This window comes from Sorangium sp. So ce296 (assembly GCF_051529605.1).
GTDB classification, from domain to species: Bacteria; Myxococcota_A; Polyangia; order Polyangiales; family Polyangiaceae; genus Sorangium; species Sorangium cellulosum_D.
On sequence record NZ_CP150325.1, the window covers coordinates 5,697,106 to 5,711,591 of the forward strand.

Sequence of the window (14,486 nt, forward strand, 5' to 3'; positions counted from 1 at the left end):
GCGGCATGGCCTGTGACCGGCAAGTGCTATAATTGCCCCCATCCATGCTCGACAAGCTCGACATCGCCCGGGCCCTCCGCGAGATGGCCATGCTCCTCCAGATCAAGGGAGAGAACCCCTACCGCGCGCGCGCCTACGAGACCGGCGCCGAGGCCCTGGAGGAGCTCACGGACGACCTCGGCGAGCTCATCCAGCACAAGCGCCTGACCGAGCTCAGGGGCATCGGCGCGGCGCTCGCAAGCCAGATAGCCGAGCTCTACAAGACCGGGCGCTCCGAGCAGCTCGAGAAGCTCCGCGCCGAGCTGCCCCCCGGCGTCCTCGAGCTCTCCCAGGTGCCGGGGATGAGCCTCAAGCGGATCAAGGCGCTCCACGACGCGCTCGGCGTCGGCAGCGTCGAGGAGCTCAAGAGGGCCTGTCTCACCGGGAAGGTCCGCGCCGTGAAGGGCTTCGGCGCGAAGACCGAGGCGAGCCTGCTCGAGGGGATCTACCGCTACGAGACGCGCGACGAGCGCGTCCTCCTCGTGGACGCCCTCGAGCTCGCCGAGCCGCTCCTCGCCCACGTGCGCGGGTGCGAGGCCGCCGAGCAGGCCGACCTCGCGGGGGCGATCCGGCGCTGGGAAGAGACGGTGGCCGACGTCGACGTCGTGGCCGCGACCGACGACGCCGCGCAGGTTGTCGACTGGTTCGCCCGGTTCCCGCGCGTCGCCGAGGTCGAGGCGCGCGACGACGCGCGGTGCACGGTGAGGTTCTCGGGCGGCCTCCGGGGCGAGCTCCTCTGCGTGCCGCCCCGGTACTACGCCGCCGCGCTCCACCACAGGACCGGCGCGCCCGCGTACCTCTCGGCGCTCGGCGCGCTCGCGCGCGAGCTCGGGCTCACCCTCGACGAGCGAGGCCTCCTCCGGGGCAACAAACGCCTCTCCGCCAAGGCGGAGGAAGATCTCTACCGGCACCTCGGCCTCCCGTACATCGCGCCCGAGCTCCGCGAGGGCGCCGAGGACATCGTCGCTGCTGCCACGTGCGACGGCCGCGATGACGCGCTCATCGAGGAGGGCGACATCCAGGGGATGGTGCACTGCCACACGGTGTATTCGGACGGCAAGAACACGGTCGAGGAGATGGCCCTGGAGGCCGAGGCGATGGGGATGAAATACCTCACCATCACCGATCACTCGCCCGCCGCCCACTACGCGGGCGGCGTCGGCCTCGACCGGCTCAAGCAGCAATGGGACGAGATCGCCCACGTGCAGGAGAGCGTGCGCGTGAAGCTCCTCCGGGGCACCGAGTCCGATATCCTGGAGTCGGGCAAGCTCGATTATCCGGACGCGATCCTCGAGCAGTTCGACGTGATCATCGCGAGCATCCACTCGCGCATGAAGATGGACGCCGACCAGATGACGCGCAGGCTGGTGAGCGCCATGAAGCAGCCGGTCTTCAAGATCTGGGGGCACGCGCTCGGCCGGCTCATCCAGCGGCGCGAGCCGTTCGCGTGCCACGTCGAGGAGGTGCTCGACGCGGTGGCCGAGTCGAGGGCCGCCGTCGAGGTGAACGGAGACCCGTATCGCCTCGACATGGAGCCTCGGTGGATCAAGGAGGCGCGCAAGCGCGGTATCCGCTTCGTGATCTCGACGGACGCCCACTCGACGAACGCGCTCCACAACCTGCGCTTCGGCGTGGGGACCGCGCGGCGAGGCGGCCTCCGCCGGGGCGAGGTGCTGAACGCGCTCGGCCCCGCCGCGTTCAAGAAGGCCGTGCGGCCCGCCGCCTGACGCGCGCGGCACGGCCGGCCTCGGGTCCGAGCGCGACTCCCCATGCCGATGCCGCGGACGACGCCCGGGACGCGCGCCACGATCCCTGGGAGCGGTCGAGGCATAAGGAGTACCATTTACTTTGTCGCGCCGCGGGCCGCGCGCGCCACAAAGGACAATCCATCATAGCGGACCTTTGTCCGTTTTCCCAGGCTGTCCGCGTTGACGCGCGCGTCATCGCCACCTGCGCGCCGAGCACCTCGACAGACGGTGCGCGCCGTGTGACCGTTGAGCGGTCATGACGCCGATGCCGATCCCTCCGCCCGCCGAGAACATCGTCTCTCTCATCGGCCGCACCCCGATGATCCAGGTCACTCAGCTCGACACCGGCCCGTGCGAGCTCTTTCTCAAGATGGAGAGCCAGAACCCCGGCGGCAGCATCAAGGATCGCATCGGCCTGTCGATGATCGAGGCGGCCGAGCGCGCCGGGCAGCTCGGCGGCGATCGGCGGCACCTGGTCGAGGCGACGGCGGGCAACACGGGCCTCGGCCTCGCGCTCGTCGCGGCGCGGAAGGGCTACCGGCTGACGCTCGTCATCCCCGACAAGATGAGCCAGGAGAAGGTCTTTCACCTGAAGGCGCTCGGCGCGCAGGTGGTGATGACGCGCTCCGACGTCGAGAAGGGCCACCCGAGCTATTACCAGGACCTCGCGGCCCGCATCGCGCGCGAGGAGGGCGCGTTCTACGTGAACCAGTTCGAGAACCCCGCCAACGCGCTCGCGCACGAGACCGGGACCGGCCCGGAGATCGACGCGCAGCTCGATCGCCGCATCGACGCGATGGTGTGCGGCGTCGGCTCCGGCGGCACCATGACCGGGCTCTCGCGCTACTTCGCGGCGGCGCAGCCGCGCTGCGAGATGGTGCTCGCCGACCCGGAGGGGTCGGTGCTCGCGGGCTACGTCAAGACCGGCAACCTCGGCAAGGCGGGCTCCTGGCTCGTCGAGGGCATCGGCGAGGACTTCCTCCCCCCGATCCTCGACCTCTCCCGGGTCAAGCACGCGTACACCATCTCCGACCGAGAGAGCCTGGAGACGGCCCGGCTGCTCCTCTCCAAAACGGGCATCCTCGCCGGCTCGTCGTCGGGGACGCTCCTCGCGGCCGCGCTGCGCTACTGCCGCGAACAGTCGTCGCCCAAGCGCGTCTGCACGCTCGTGTGCGACAGCGGCAACAAGTACCTGTCGAAGATGTACAACGATTTCTGGATGGCCGATCAGGGCTTCACGGACCGTGAGCCCACAGGCGACCTGCGCGACGTGATCACGCGCCGCCACGCCGACAGGGCCGTGGTCACGGTGCAGCGGACGGACGCGCTCCTGGTCGCCTATGCTCGGATGAAGCTCTACGACGTGTCGCAGCTCCCGGTCCTGGAGGACGGCAAGATCGTCGGCCTGGTGGACGAGTCGGACCTCCTCCTCGCGGCCGTCGACGACGTGTCGCGCTTCCGGCAGCCGGTGGAGACGGCGATGACGACGCGGCTCCGGACCGTCGATGTGCGGACGCCGATCCGGGATCTCCTCCCGATGTTCGACGCGGGGCTCGTGCCCATCGTGACCGACGGCGACGAGTTCGTCGGGCTCGTCACCCGCATCGATCTGCTCAATCACCTGCGACGCCGGGTGAAGCTGCACGAGGTCTGAGCCGGGCGAGGGCGCGCCGGTGCGCCTTGTGGCGGGGGCTGGCTCGTGGTGACATGCGCGCCATGCACAAGGCGCACGGAACGGGCGTGGTCGGCTTCCTTCAAGCGGGTGCCAGGGGGGCGGCGGCGTACGCGCTGGGCCCCGCGGCGCTCGCCCTGTCGGCGTGCGCGTCGGCCGCGGGGTCGCCGCCCGCCGCGGCGCCGCCGCCCGCGGCGCACGCGGGCGGGGCGGCGCCGTCGTCCGCGGCGCAGGCCGCGCCCGCGGCGCTCGACGTCGCCACGGCGCGGGTGGTCGACCTGACGCACCCGATCACGCCGCAGATGCCGCTGTTCCCCGGCAACAAGCCCTATGCGTCGGAGACGCTCAGCACCGTCGAGAAGGATGCGTATTACTCCAGCCGGTTCTCGATGGACGAGCACGCGGGCACGCACGTGGACGCGCCGGCGCACTTCAAGACCGGGGCGCCGACCGTCGAGCAGATCGCGCCGGAGCAGCTCGTCGGGCCGGCGGCGGTCGTGGACGTGACGGCGAAGGTCGCGGCGAGCCCCGATCATCAGGTCACCGTGGACGATCTCCGGGGCTGGGAGGCGCGGCACGGGGCGCTCGGCGCGAAGCACATCGTGCTGATCCGGACCGGGTGGGGGGCGCGCTGGTCCGATCCGGTGAAGTACCTGAACCAGGACGCGAAGGGCGTGATGCACTTTCCCGGGGTCTCCGTGGAGGCGAGCCGCTATCTGCGCGAGCGCGGCGTGCGGTGCGTGGGTATCGACACGCTGTCGACCGATCCGGGGCCGAGCCAGACGTTCGAGCAGCACAAGGCCTTCCTCGGCGCGGGCGGCTACCACATCGAGAACCTCGCCAACCTGGAGCAGCTCCCCGAGGCCGGGGCGGTCGTGGTGGTCGCGCCGCTCCCGCTCGCGCACGGCAGCGGGGCGCCGGCCCGGGTGCTGGCGCTGGTGCCGCCGGGGTCCGGGGGCCAGGGGAAGTAGGCGGTGATCGAGGGCGCGAGCCGCTCTGTCGATGCGGAGCCTTGAGGCGCTCTACGGCAGGAAGACGGTGATCACCCGCGTTGTCGAGTCCGGGCTGCCGGTGAGGTGGTTGACGCAGCTCGGGTAGTACATTCCGCGCTGGTTGAGCGGCAGGCAGTAGCTGTCGCACGATCCGAGGATCCGAATCGTCCCGCATTCCTGGACGGCTCCGCTGCTGTTAATGTGACCGGCAGCACACTCTCTGGCCAGCGACCGCGCGTGGTCACGGTTGGCCGCGTTGTAGCAAGCATTCAGGTAAGGAGAGGGGGCGAAGAGATTGCCCCAGAACGCGCCTTCCATTCGCGTGTAGATCGCGAGCTCGGGGGAGTCGGTCTTGTCGATGGCCGGGTGGCTGGCCCGCGAGGAGATCGTCACGGAGACGCCGTACCAGTTCGTCCGCGACGCGAGGCACGCCGAGATCCACTGCTGGTCGATCTGGCCGAGCGGCTTGTCGATCCAGCTCGGCACGAGGCCGATGAGCCCCCAGTACACCTCATGACGAACCGTGCCCGCGCCGTCGGTCCACGAGAAGCGGAACGACTGCGCGGGGGTGAGCGCACAGCCGACCACATAGCTGAGGAGCTGGCGCGACAGGTCGCCCGCCGCGCCCGGATCCTGGATCGCGCTCAGGGCCGCTGGGCTGAGGGCGCTGGGGCTGAGGGTGTTCTGGCTCAACGCGTTGGGGTTGAGCGCGTTGGGATTGAGCGCATTGGGGTTGAGCGCGTTGGGGTTGAGCGCATTGAGGTACTCAAGCGCATTAGGGGCAATTCCTACGGGCCCCTCCTCCTCTCCCTGGTCCGTGACGCAGGACACGAGAAACACGAGCGCCAGCGCTGCGAAATCAGCGGTGCTGATCCGGTACATAGTCGTCCCCCCCCCGGGTTCGTCCCTTCGCGGTCTCGTCGAAGGTCGAATTCTTTCTACCGGTGAATAGCCATCGGTGTCCAGTGCTCAAGAGAGCACCTATGTAAAATTATTGAATCGATGATCGCGAGTCTGCTCTGTCCGGAGCGTGGAGGGCGAGCGCACGGCTGTTTGTCGCGCCGAGCGCCGCCGCTCATCGCGCTTCGTATCGAATCGAACGAAGGGCGATTGATGATCGAAACCTCACAATGAATGAAGGCCTGACAGAACGAGGGCGAGCGGCTTGTGTGCCGCTGACATGCGCTGTGCGACGGCGTGCGCGCCTGACCGGGTCGGCAGCGGCGCGCGAGGGCAAGATTCCGACGGGAGGGCGGGACGGGGAACGACGGGGCGCAGGGATCGGTCGCGAGGACGCGCGCCGGGCGCCGCGAGCCCAGCTCCCCTCGTGCGGCTCGCGGGAGAGCGAGCGCGACGGGGCCTCGGCGCGCTCGTTGCTCGGCGGCCGCCCAGCCAATGTCGACGAGCACCGAAGAGACCCGGGAATACGACGTGATCATCGTCGGCGGAGGGCCGGCCGGCCTCAGCGCGGCGCTCATCCTGGGCCGGTGCCGCAGGCGCGTCCTCGTGTGCGACTCGGGGCGGTACCGAAACGACGCAGCGGTCGCGATGCACGGCTTCCTGTCGCGCGACGGCATCGCGCCGTCCGAGCTCAGGCGGCTGGGGCGCGAGCAGCTCGAGCCCTACGGCGTCGAGATCCGGGACGTGGCCGTCGCCGACGTCCGCCGCGACGCGAGGCGGTTCGAGGTGACGCTGGAGGGCGGCGAGCGCCTGCGCTCCCGCAAGCTGCTGCTCGCCACGGGGCTCGTCGACCGGCTGCCGGATCTCCCGGGCCTTCCCGCCATGTACGGAACGAGCGTGCACCACTGCCCCTACTGCGATGGCTGGGAAGCGCGCGAACAGCCGATAGGCGTCTATGGACAGGGCTGTACGGGGGTCGCGCTGGCGCTGAACATGAAGACGTGGAGCGATGATGTGATCCTGTTCACGGATGGTCCAGCGTCGCTGTCCAGGTCCGACGTGGCACGGCTCGCGCGGCACGGGATCGGCGTGCGCGAGGAGCGGATCGCCCGGCTCGAGGGCAGGGACGGGGTGCTCGAGCGCATCGTGCTCGAGGACGGCAGCGCCGTGGAGCGGCGCTCCCTCTTCCTGAAGACGAAGCAGGAGCAGGGGTCGGAGCTGGCCAGGAAGCTCCGCTGCAAGGTCACCGAGGAGCGCGGCGTGGAGACGGCGGCCAAGCACGAGGAGACGACGTGCGAAGGCGTCTTCGTCGCCGGGGACGCGTCGAAGGACGTGCTGCTCGCCATCATGGCCGCCGCCGAGGGCGCCGACGCGGCGTTCGGGGTCAACTGCGCCCTGCAGGAGGAGGATCTCCTCTGATCGGCAGCCCTCAATCGCCGCGGCCGCCCGGGCCGCGGCCGCGGCCGGGGTGCCCCGGCCCGTGCGGCGGCGGGCCGGGACGCCGCCGCCGCTCCGCCTCGAACTCCTCGTAGCGCGTGAGCTGGTCGGGCGTGAGCACGCTCTTCACGCGGGCGTCGGTGCGGTCGCGGAGGGCGTCGAGCCCGGGGCGGCACTCGGAGAGGAGCCGGTCCCGCTCGGTCTCCGCGTCGGCCAGGGTGGCGCGGAGCTCGCGCACCTGGCGGTCCGTGAGGTCGAGGTGGCGGCGCATCGCCCGGAGGCGGAACTGGGCGCGGGCCTCGGCCGGAGGACCCCGGAACGTGGCCTCGAGGTCGCGCAGGGCCATGCTGCGGCCGAGCGCCGCGCCGGCGACGCCGCCGAAGAGGAAGACGGCGGCGAGCACGGCCAGGGGCTTCCAGCGCGCAGGGGCGGCGGGCGGAGGCGCGGGGGGCGGGGGCGCGGGAGCGGAGGAGGACGGCGTCATTCGATCGCCTCGATGGCCTCCACGGAGGCCATGATCGCGCTGTCGACGTCGCGCTGCGTCTGCAGGAAGAAGAGGACGCTCGCGGCCGCCGCGAAGGCGGTGACGACGATGGCGGCGCGACCGGAGCGGACGATGCCGTCGGCCATCGCGGGCCGCGCGGGCCGGGGCGCGGCCGTCGCGGCGCGGACGACGGCCTCGGTGAAGGCGGCGTCCGGCGCGAGATCGGCGGTCGCGGCCGCGAGGCGGGCCAGCGGGTCGTCGGCCGCCGCGGCGGCGCGCAGCACGGCCTCGGTGAAGCGGTCGTCGGCGTCGAGGCGAGCGGTCGCGGCCGCGAGGCGCGCGAGCTCCCGATCGAGCTCGGTCCGGTCGTCGTCGCGGTCAGGCATGCGGCGCCTCCTCCTCGGTCCGTCGCGCGCGGAGCGCCGCGCGGGCGCGCACCAAACGTTGCTCGACGGCGCCCTCGGAGCAACCGAGCGCGGCCGCCGCCTCCTTCGCGGGCAGCCCCTCGACGGCGACGAGGACGAGCGCGGCGCGCTCCTGCGGCGGCAGCGCGGCGAGCAGGGCGTCGAGCTCGCGGAGCGCGACGCGCGCCTCGGCGGACACGAGGCCGTCGAAGCGCGGCTCGGTCGCCTCGCGCGCCTCGCGCGGGGTGTCGCGGCGGCGCCGGAGGGCGTCGAGGCAGGCGTTCGTCACGATGCGGTACAGCCAGGTCTCCACCTTCGATCTCCCGTCGTAGCGCCCTTCGCGCAGGGCGCGGTAGGCGTCGACGAACGCCTCCTGCAAGGCGTCCTCGGCCTCGGCGAGGTCGCCGACGAGGCGCGCGGCGAGGCGGTACATCGGCGCGCGCGTGTGCTCGACGATCTGCCGGAAGGCCGCGTCGTCGCCCCCGGCGACGCGCGCTGCGACGAGCCTCAGGTCGACGATCACGTGCCCCCGCGATTCTGCGCCCATCGCTCCGCGCGCGCCATCGGGACCGGCGCTCAGCGGCGCTCGAGGTCGCGTTCCCCGCCGCGCTCGCCGCGTTCCCCGCCGCGCTCGCCGCGGAACGGGCCGCGCTCGGGCCTGCCCGCGGCCGGCCCCTGCTCGAGGCGGTCGGCGAGCGCGTTGCGCTGCGCCTCGTCGAGGACCGGGACGATCGCGGCCAGCGCGTCGACCATGCGGTCGAGGTGCGCCCGCGGGCCCACCTTCGCGTCGGCGGCCGAAAGGAGCGCGCTCGCGTCGAAGCGATCGGCGGCGAACGCCTCGAGCCGCGCGCGCATCTCGGCGCGCCTCGCCTCGTGATCCGCGGGCCGCGCGCTCCTGTCGGCGTCGCTCGGCCGCATGCCCTCGAGGGCCCGGTCGATCTGCGCGCGCTGATCGTCGCGCAGGTCGAGCCCGCGGAGGAGGTGGCCCAGCGGGCCGCCCTTCATGCCCGGGCCGCCCTTCATGCCCGGGCCGCCCATCCCGCCGCGCTCGCCGTCCGGGCCGCGGTGGTGCCGGCCGCCCCGCTCGCCGCGCGCGGCCATCGCGCCGTGCTCGTCCATCTTCGCGGCGATCGCGTCGACGAGTTGCCGGCGCTGCTCCTTGGTGAGCGTGGCGTGCAGCGTGCTCAGCGCCCCGGCGACGCGCGCGCGGCGCTCCTCGTCCGCGCGGCCGGCGTCGGGCAGCTTCGCCGCGATCGCCGCCCGATCGATCTTGCCCGCGCGCACGCCCTCGGCGAGCGCCGCGAAGCCGGCCCCGTCCCTCGGGCGCGCCGGCGCGCCCTCGCGCAGGCCCTCGAGGGCGCCCTCGATCGTCGCCTTCTGCGCGTCCGACAGGTCGAGCTCGTGGAGCGCGGCGCCCAGGAGGCGCTCCGGGCCGCCGCGGTGCCCGCCGAAGCCCTTCCGATGACCGGCGGCCTCGCCGGGGCGGCCGCCCCTCGAAGGCCCCTGGGCGAGCGCCGCCGCGGCGGCCTCCTCGCTCGGCGACGTGTCGCTCTGGCCCGTCTCCGCCGTGCAACCGGCCGCACCGACGAGCGCGCCGACGAGCGGCAAGATCCCACCAAGCCTCCACCAACGAGACTGCATCATGGACTCTTCTCCTGGGTCGCCCGCATCGTGCCGAGCGGGTCGTTCGTCCCTGGGACGCCGCCGGGCAGGGGCTCCCTACGGAGGTCCGCTTTTTTTGGAGGCGGGCCCGGCAGCCAGCCGGCTGCCCGCCGACGCGGGCCCGCGCGGTGTGGCCTCACCGCACGCTGGCGATCAGGTAGATGCGCGTCCCTTGCGGCGTGGAGACCTCGGCCTCGTCGCCCTCCGACAGGCCCAGCAGGGACGCGCCGAGCGGGCTCGTCGTCGCGAGGGTCTGCACCTCGACCCCCTCGAACTGCATGCGCTCGCCGCCGCCGGCCGGCAGCAGGAAATAGAGCGCGCGCCGCTTCCCGCTCTCCAGCTCGACGAGCGCCGAGCTCTCGATGCGGGCGCCGGGGCCGAAGTCGCGCACCGCGCAGGCGCCGAGCTTCGCGAGCGCCTGCTCGAGCTGATGCACGCGCTCGCTGTGGCCCCGCGCCACGTACGACGCCTCGGTGGCGCGCATGTCCTTGTCGCCCTCGGCGCGGTTCTCCTCGTGCGTCGCCGCGCTTGCGGCGTCGCGCGCCCGCTCGGTCGAGCGCTCGAGCTCGCGGGCGAGCTGGTCCTTGAGGGCCGCGAGCAGCGCACGCTTGTCGATGGCCGGAGGCATGGACGGCCGACACCCTACCAGACCGGATCGCGGCGGTCACTCCGCTGTCAGCCAGGAGCGCTGCCCGGGACGGGCGGGGGCTGGCGCGCTCCGGAGCGCCCCTCGCCCCGGGGCGCTGAGCGCGATGTCGCCGGTATCGGTGACCGACCCGGCGAGCGGGAGATCGACGCCGAGGTGAGCGTAGAAGTGACGCCCGCGCACCGTGTTCCCACCGCGCTCGAGCCGGGCGAGCACATCGACCTTCGGGCCGACCTTCCCGGAGGAGCCGCGCTCGACGGCGGCCGAGAACGACAGGAGGCGACCGAGGACCGACGAGCGACATCGAGGCGCTCCTTGCGGATCTGCAATGGAGGCCTCTTTCGTGGAGCAGAGTTGAAATCACGCGTTCCTTGCAGAGGTGCAATCCATGAGCGCTGGCTGCAGACGCGCTTATCGTTCGCGTGAATCGAGTGTTTCAAAACGGTGAACAACGCAGTGAGCAAGAGCGGCCAGGAGCAGCCCGGAGCGGCCAGGATCAGCCTGGAGCAACGGGCGCTCCTTTCGCGACGAGGCACCCGCACGATGACGATCGCGCACGAGCTCAGGAATTCCTTTACCGAGTAGGGTCGGTGGTGTAGATTCCTAATCTGCCAACGCCGCTGCTCCGAGGTGGAATGCAGCGGCACGAGGGCGCGAGGCCGCGGCGCGGTTGCGCCGTGAGACCTCGCTCTGGCGAGCGATCCGAGCGGCATGCGGGACATGACGCGAGGGCTCCCGTGATCGCTCGCCAGGCCGGCGTTCCATCCCCGTACGAGCACACAAGAGGAGTATCGTGAGCCTGAATGCCCAGGAGCGGCTGCGCGTGCTCGTCGTCGACGACGAGCAGAGGATGCTGGACAGCATCGCGGCGATCCTCGCCGATGACGTCGACGTCACGACCTGCATGTCCGCCCACCGGGCGCTCGAGCTGCTGCACACAGGCCAGTTCCACGTGGTCTGCTCCGATTACAAGATGCCGGGGATGAACGGCGAAGAACTCCTCAAGCGCGTCGCCGCCCTGCCGCTCTACACGAGCTGCCTGCTGATCACCGGCGCCGAGGAGTTCATCCGCTCCAGCGAGGGCGGCCGTCACTACGTCATCCTCAAGCCGTTCGATCCCGCCCGGACCACCCGGATCGTCCTGGAGCTCGCGCGCCTCGCCAGCACGAGGCGGTCGGTCGAGGCGCTCGCGGGCTCGTCGTCCACGCCGCGCGAGACCGTCGCGCCCCCCTCGCTGCGGAGCGCGCCGTCGCACAGGTCGCCGGAGACCCGCGACGCGCCGGAGTCCTCGCAGCGCGCCAGGGTGAGCTCGTACCCGCCCCCGTCCTCCCGCACGTCGATCTCCCTCGGCGGGGCGCGGCTCGTGGACGCCGGGCTCCCGGCCCGAACCCTCAAGTGACGGCCCGCCGCGGCGTGCACGGCGCCGAGAGGGCCGGCGGAGGTGGCGCCCCGCGATGATGAGCCGAGATCCGCTCGGCGCGGCGGAGCAGATCGCGACGGCCGAGGAGATCGTCGCGGCGATGCGCCACGATCTGCGCAACTGCTTCGGGACGATCCGCAACGCGGCGTTCTTCCTCAAGCGCAAGATCGCCCGGGAGCAGGCCTTCCAGGGCGATCCGCGGGTCGAGCAGTTCCTCCACGTCATCGACGAGGAGGCGATCGCGGCGAGCGCGCTCGTCGACGGCGTCACCGACGCGAGGCCGCACCTCCGGCGCAGGCCGGTGAGCGCGAGCGCCCTCGAGTGCGTCCGCCTGGCCGCGGCGTGCGCGCGCATCGCCGAGCCCGAGGTCCGCGTCGATCTCGACGCGGTGGACGGCGTGGTCGAGCTCGATCCTGCCGAGCTGTCCGTGGCGGTGCGGTGCCTCGTGGAGAACGCGGCGGAGTCGATGCCCGGCGGCGGGGTGGTCACGCTGCGCGGGCGCGTGGTCGGCGCGCGCTACCGCATCGAGGTCAGCGACGCCGGGGCCGGCGTGCCCGAGGCGGAGCGCGAGGCGATCGCGCGCCCGTTCTACACCACCAAGCCCGGCCGCCTCGGCCTCGGGCTCAACATCGCCGGGCGCGTGGCGCGCCGCTACTACGGCACGCTCACCATCGCCGACGCCGCGCCCCGCGGCACGCGGGCGTGCATCGAGCTGCCCCTCGCGGCCACGCCGGGGCCGCCGCCCGCGGCCGGCCCCGCGGAGCCGCCGCCGTGACGGCGGGCGCGCCGGAGGCGCCGCGATGAGCATCCGCGCTACCCTCGCGCTGATCTTCGCCGTGGCCGCGGCGGTCGTCCTGCTCGCCTCGGGCGCGCTCTACGTGACGTCCGACCGGCTCTCGCTGCTCCAGCGGCGCTCCGAGCTGTCGTACGAGCAGCTCACCCGCCACATCACGCTCGCCAACCACGCCGGCCGCTACATGCGGGAGGCGGCGGAGATCTCCCTCGGCGGCGGCGACACCGAGGAGCTCCGCTACCTGACCGAGGTCGTCGCGCGGGACCTCGCCGCGGTGGAGGCGATCGAGCGGGCGTGGGTCGCGGATCCGCGCCTCCGCGAGGAGCCGGGCGAGGCGCAGGAAGGGGACGAGCGGCTGCGCAAGATGCGCGCGAGCCTCGCGACGATCGCCGGGGACGTGGGGGAGGTGACCCGCATGGCGACCGGCGGGGAGCGGCTCGCCGCCCACCGGCGGTTCGTGGAGCGACCCGAGGACGAGTACGAGCGCGGGTTCTTGCCCCACATCGACGCGGCCATCCTCGACGCGCGGCGCGACGTCGCGCGGAACGCCGCCGCGGCGGGCCGCGAGAGCGCGCGGATCCGGATCGCCAGCGTCGCCTCGATGACGGCGGCGCTCGTGCTCCTCGTCGCGCTCCTCGGCGGGCTCCTGCGCGCGATGGCGCGGGGGTTCAGCGCGCTCGCCGAGTGCTCGCGGCGCATCGCCGGCGGCGACCTCGACTACCGCGTGCCCGACCTCGGGAAGCACGAGTTCGGGCGCATCGGCGCCGCGCTCCGCCACATGGCCGAGCGCCTGCGCGAGGCCCAGGAGTCGCGGCTGCGCGTCGAGCGGCTCGCCGCCATCGGGCAGCTCGCGGCGAGCGTCGGCCACGAGCTCCGCAACCCGCTCGGCGCCATCCGGAACGCGGCGTACTACCTCAAGAAGCGCCTCGCCGGCACCGAGCTCGGCGCCGACCCGCGCGTCGCCCAGTTCCTCGTCCTCATGGAGAAGGAGCTGCTCTCGTGCACCCGGATCATCGGCGATCTCCTGGACTTCGCGCGGGAGCGCAGGCTCTGCCGCTCCGCGTGCCCGCTCGCGCCCCTCGTCGACGACGCGATGTCGGTCGTCGAGGCGCCCGCGCACGTGCGCCTCGTGAACCAGGTGCCGACCGCGCTGCCCGTGCCGAGCCTCGACAAGGACCAGTTCCGTCAGGTGCTCGTCAACCTGATCCAGAACGCGGCCGAGGCGATCCCGGCCGGGCGCGAGGGCCGCGTGGTCGCGTCTGCGCGGGTGTGCGACGGCGCGCTGGTCCTGACGGTGGAGGACGACGGGGCGGGGATCGAGCGAGAGCACCTCGCGAAGATCTTCGAGCCGCTCTTCAGCACGAAGCTGAAGGGGACGGGCCTCGGCCTCGCCATCACCGCCGGCATCGTCCGGCTGCACGGCGGCGCGATCGGGGTGGAGAGCGCGCCCGGCGCGGGGACGACGTTCATCATCCGGCTGCCGCTCGCGGCGGCGCCGGAGGTACACTCGGCGCAGCCCGCGTGAGCGGGGAAGGGACAGCCGTCGATGGAAGCGACCAGGCGGGTGCTCGTGGTGGACGACGAAGAGGGGATGCGCGCCACCGTCGCCGCGAACCTCGAGCTCGAAGGGTACGAGGTCGTCGAGGCGCGCGACGGCGCGCACGCCCTCGAGCTCGTGCGGCAGCAGCGCTTCGCGCTCGTGCTGACCGACGTGAAGATGCCCGGCCTCAACGGGGTCGAGACGTTCCGGGAGCTCCGGCGGGTCCAGCCGGATCTCACGGTGGTGCTGATGACCGCGTTCGCGATCGAGCAGCTCATCGAGGAGGGCATCGGCGAGGGGGTGTACGCGGTCATCTACAAGCCGTTCTCGATGGATCACCTCATGCGGATCGTCGCGCGGGCGCTCGGGTCGCGCGGCGTGCTCGTGGTGGACGACCTCCCCGCCGTGGCGGAGTCGATCGTGGCGGGGCTCAACGCGGCGGGGCTGCGCGCCGAGGCCGTGTACGACGGGCAGACGGCGATCCAGCGCGCGCGCGACGAGGCGGTCGACGTGTGCGTGCTCGACCTGCTCATGCCGTCCCTGGACGGGATGAAGACGTACGAGCAGCTCCGGCGGATGAGCAGGCCGATCACGGTGATCGCGATGACCGGCCACGCGGCGCCGGAGCTGATCCACGCGTTCACGAGCCGGGGCGGGTACGCCTGCCTGCACAAGCCGTTCGGCGTGCGCGAGCTGATGCACACGATCGCGCGCGCCAGGAGCGATCCAGGGACGTGCTGAGGGCGGAG

The 14,486-nt window shown here is 72.6% G+C and carries 15 protein-coding genes; 8 read left to right on the forward strand and 7 right to left on the reverse strand.

Annotated elements, in window-relative coordinates; genetic code table 11:
• Window positions 1–44 precede the first annotated feature (44 nt).
• From WME98_RS21125 to WME98_RS21135, 3 genes are all read left to right on the forward strand, one after another.
• Entirely contained in the window at window positions 45–1,766 is a 1,722-nt protein-coding gene (locus WME98_RS21125; RefSeq protein ID WP_437952913.1) for a helix-hairpin-helix domain-containing protein, read from the forward strand.
• Window positions 1,767–2,043: 277 nt separating this feature from the next.
• Entirely contained in the window at window positions 2,044–3,441 is a 1,398-nt protein-coding gene (locus WME98_RS21130; protein WP_437316758.1) for a pyridoxal-phosphate dependent enzyme, read from the forward strand.
• 62 nt (window positions 3,442–3,503) lie between these two features.
• The gene (locus WME98_RS21135; protein WP_437952914.1) at window positions 3,504–4,430 is read left to right on the forward strand and encodes a cyclase family protein; all 927 of its coding nucleotides are present in this window, start codon (window positions 3,504–3,506) and stop codon (window positions 4,428–4,430) included.
• Between the two features lie 51 nt (window positions 4,431–4,481).
• On the opposite strand, the gene WME98_RS21140 is transcribed toward WME98_RS21135, so the two are convergent.
• Window positions 4,482–5,333: a hypothetical protein gene (locus WME98_RS21140; protein ID WP_437952915.1), complete on the reverse strand. Its 852-nt coding sequence runs from the start codon at window positions 5,331–5,333 to the stop codon at window positions 4,482–4,484.
• 513 nt (window positions 5,334–5,846) lie between these two features.
• Here WME98_RS21140 and WME98_RS21145 point away from each other — a divergent pair.
• Window positions 5,847–6,770 carry an NAD(P)/FAD-dependent oxidoreductase gene (locus WME98_RS21145; RefSeq protein WP_437952916.1) on the forward strand — a complete coding sequence of 308 codons (924 nt, stop codon included), beginning with the start codon at window positions 5,847–5,849 and terminating at the stop codon, window positions 6,768–6,770.
• Between the two features lie 10 nt (window positions 6,771–6,780).
• On the opposite strand, the gene WME98_RS21150 is transcribed toward WME98_RS21145, so the two are convergent.
• The 6 genes from WME98_RS21150 to WME98_RS21175 form a co-directional block, all read right to left on the reverse strand.
• A complete protein-coding gene (locus WME98_RS21150; RefSeq protein WP_437952917.1) occupies window positions 6,781–7,272 on the reverse strand; it encodes a hypothetical protein in 492 nt (163 codons plus the stop codon).
• Window positions 7,269–7,658: a hypothetical protein gene (locus WME98_RS21155; protein ID WP_437952919.1), complete on the reverse strand. Its 390-nt coding sequence runs from the start codon at window positions 7,656–7,658 to the stop codon at window positions 7,269–7,271. Before WME98_RS21155 ends, WME98_RS21150 begins: the two co-directional genes overlap by 4 nt.
• Entirely contained in the window at window positions 7,651–8,223 is a 573-nt protein-coding gene (locus WME98_RS21160) for an RNA polymerase sigma factor (RefSeq protein WP_437334803.1), read from the reverse strand. The genes WME98_RS21155 and WME98_RS21160 overlap by 8 nt, the downstream gene beginning before the upstream one ends.
• A gap of 29 nt (window positions 8,224–8,252) precedes the next feature.
• Window positions 8,253–9,320: a Spy/CpxP family protein refolding chaperone gene (locus WME98_RS21165; protein WP_437952920.1), complete on the reverse strand. Its 1,068-nt coding sequence runs from the start codon at window positions 9,318–9,320 to the stop codon at window positions 8,253–8,255.
• A gap of 154 nt (window positions 9,321–9,474) precedes the next feature.
• A complete protein-coding gene (locus WME98_RS21170) occupies window positions 9,475–9,966 on the reverse strand; it encodes a GreA/GreB family elongation factor (protein WP_437316766.1) in 492 nt (163 codons plus the stop codon).
• Window positions 9,967–10,002: 36 nt separating this feature from the next.
• On the reverse strand, window positions 10,003–10,200 hold the full coding sequence (locus tag WME98_RS21175) for a hypothetical protein (RefSeq protein WP_437952922.1): 198 nt from the start codon (window positions 10,198–10,200) through the stop codon (window positions 10,003–10,005).
• Between the two features lie 577 nt (window positions 10,201–10,777).
• On the opposite strand from WME98_RS21175, the gene WME98_RS21180 reads away from it, so the two are divergent.
• The 4 genes from WME98_RS21180 to WME98_RS21195 are packed head-to-tail and all read left to right on the forward strand — an operon-like array spanning window position 10,778 to window position 14,478.
• Window positions 10,778–11,383, forward strand: a complete 606-nt coding sequence (locus WME98_RS21180) for a response regulator (protein ID WP_437952923.1) — start codon at window positions 10,778–10,780, stop codon at window positions 11,381–11,383.
• Window positions 11,384–11,438: 55 nt separating this feature from the next.
• Window positions 11,439–12,179 (forward strand): ATP-binding protein, encoded by a 741-nt coding sequence (locus WME98_RS21185; protein WP_437952925.1) that lies wholly within the window; start codon window positions 11,439–11,441, stop codon window positions 12,177–12,179.
• Window positions 12,180–12,204: 25 nt separating this feature from the next.
• Entirely contained in the window at window positions 12,205–13,722 is a 1,518-nt protein-coding gene (locus WME98_RS21190) for a sensor histidine kinase (RefSeq protein ID WP_437952927.1), read from the forward strand.
• Between the two features lie 21 nt (window positions 13,723–13,743).
• Window positions 13,744–14,478 carry a response regulator gene (locus tag WME98_RS21195; protein ID WP_061623967.1) on the forward strand — a complete coding sequence of 245 codons (735 nt, stop codon included), beginning with the start codon at window positions 13,744–13,746 and terminating at the stop codon, window positions 14,476–14,478.
• The last annotated feature ends 8 nt before the right edge of the window (window positions 14,479–14,486 follow it).

Bases quoted from the DNA above. Each gene is read 5' to 3' on its own strand.
- WME98_RS21125 (WP_437952913.1), top strand. From the start codon at position 45: ATGCTCGACAAGCTCGACATCGCCCGGGCCCTCCGCGAGATGGCCATG.
- WME98_RS21130 (WP_437316758.1), top strand. From the start codon at position 2,044: ATGACGCCGATGCCGATCCCTCCGCCCGCCGAGAACATCGTCTCTCTC.
- WME98_RS21135 (WP_437952914.1), top strand. From the start codon at position 3,504: ATGCACAAGGCGCACGGAACGGGCGTGGTCGGCTTCCTTCAAGCGGGT.
- WME98_RS21140 (WP_437952915.1), bottom strand. From the start codon at position 5,333: ATGTACCGGATCAGCACCGCTGATTTCGCAGCGCTGGCGCTCGTGTTT.
- WME98_RS21145 (WP_437952916.1), top strand. From the start codon at position 5,847: ATGTCGACGAGCACCGAAGAGACCCGGGAATACGACGTGATCATCGTC.
- WME98_RS21150 (WP_437952917.1), bottom strand. From the start codon at position 7,272: ATGACGCCGTCCTCCTCCGCTCCCGCGCCCCCGCCCCCCGCGCCTCCG.
- WME98_RS21155 (WP_437952919.1), bottom strand. From the start codon at position 7,658: ATGCCTGACCGCGACGACGACCGGACCGAGCTCGATCGGGAGCTCGCG.
- WME98_RS21160 (WP_437334803.1), bottom strand. From the start codon at position 8,223: ATGGGCGCAGAATCGCGGGGGCACGTGATCGTCGACCTGAGGCTCGTC.
- WME98_RS21165 (WP_437952920.1), bottom strand. From the start codon at position 9,320: ATGATGCAGTCTCGTTGGTGGAGGCTTGGTGGGATCTTGCCGCTCGTC.
- WME98_RS21170 (WP_437316766.1), bottom strand. From the start codon at position 9,966: ATGCCTCCGGCCATCGACAAGCGTGCGCTGCTCGCGGCCCTCAAGGAC.
- WME98_RS21185 (WP_437952925.1), top strand. From the start codon at position 11,439: ATGATGAGCCGAGATCCGCTCGGCGCGGCGGAGCAGATCGCGACGGCC.
- WME98_RS21190 (WP_437952927.1), top strand. From the start codon at position 12,205: ATGAGCATCCGCGCTACCCTCGCGCTGATCTTCGCCGTGGCCGCGGCG.
- WME98_RS21195 (WP_061623967.1), top strand. From the start codon at position 13,744: ATGGAAGCGACCAGGCGGGTGCTCGTGGTGGACGACGAAGAGGGGATG.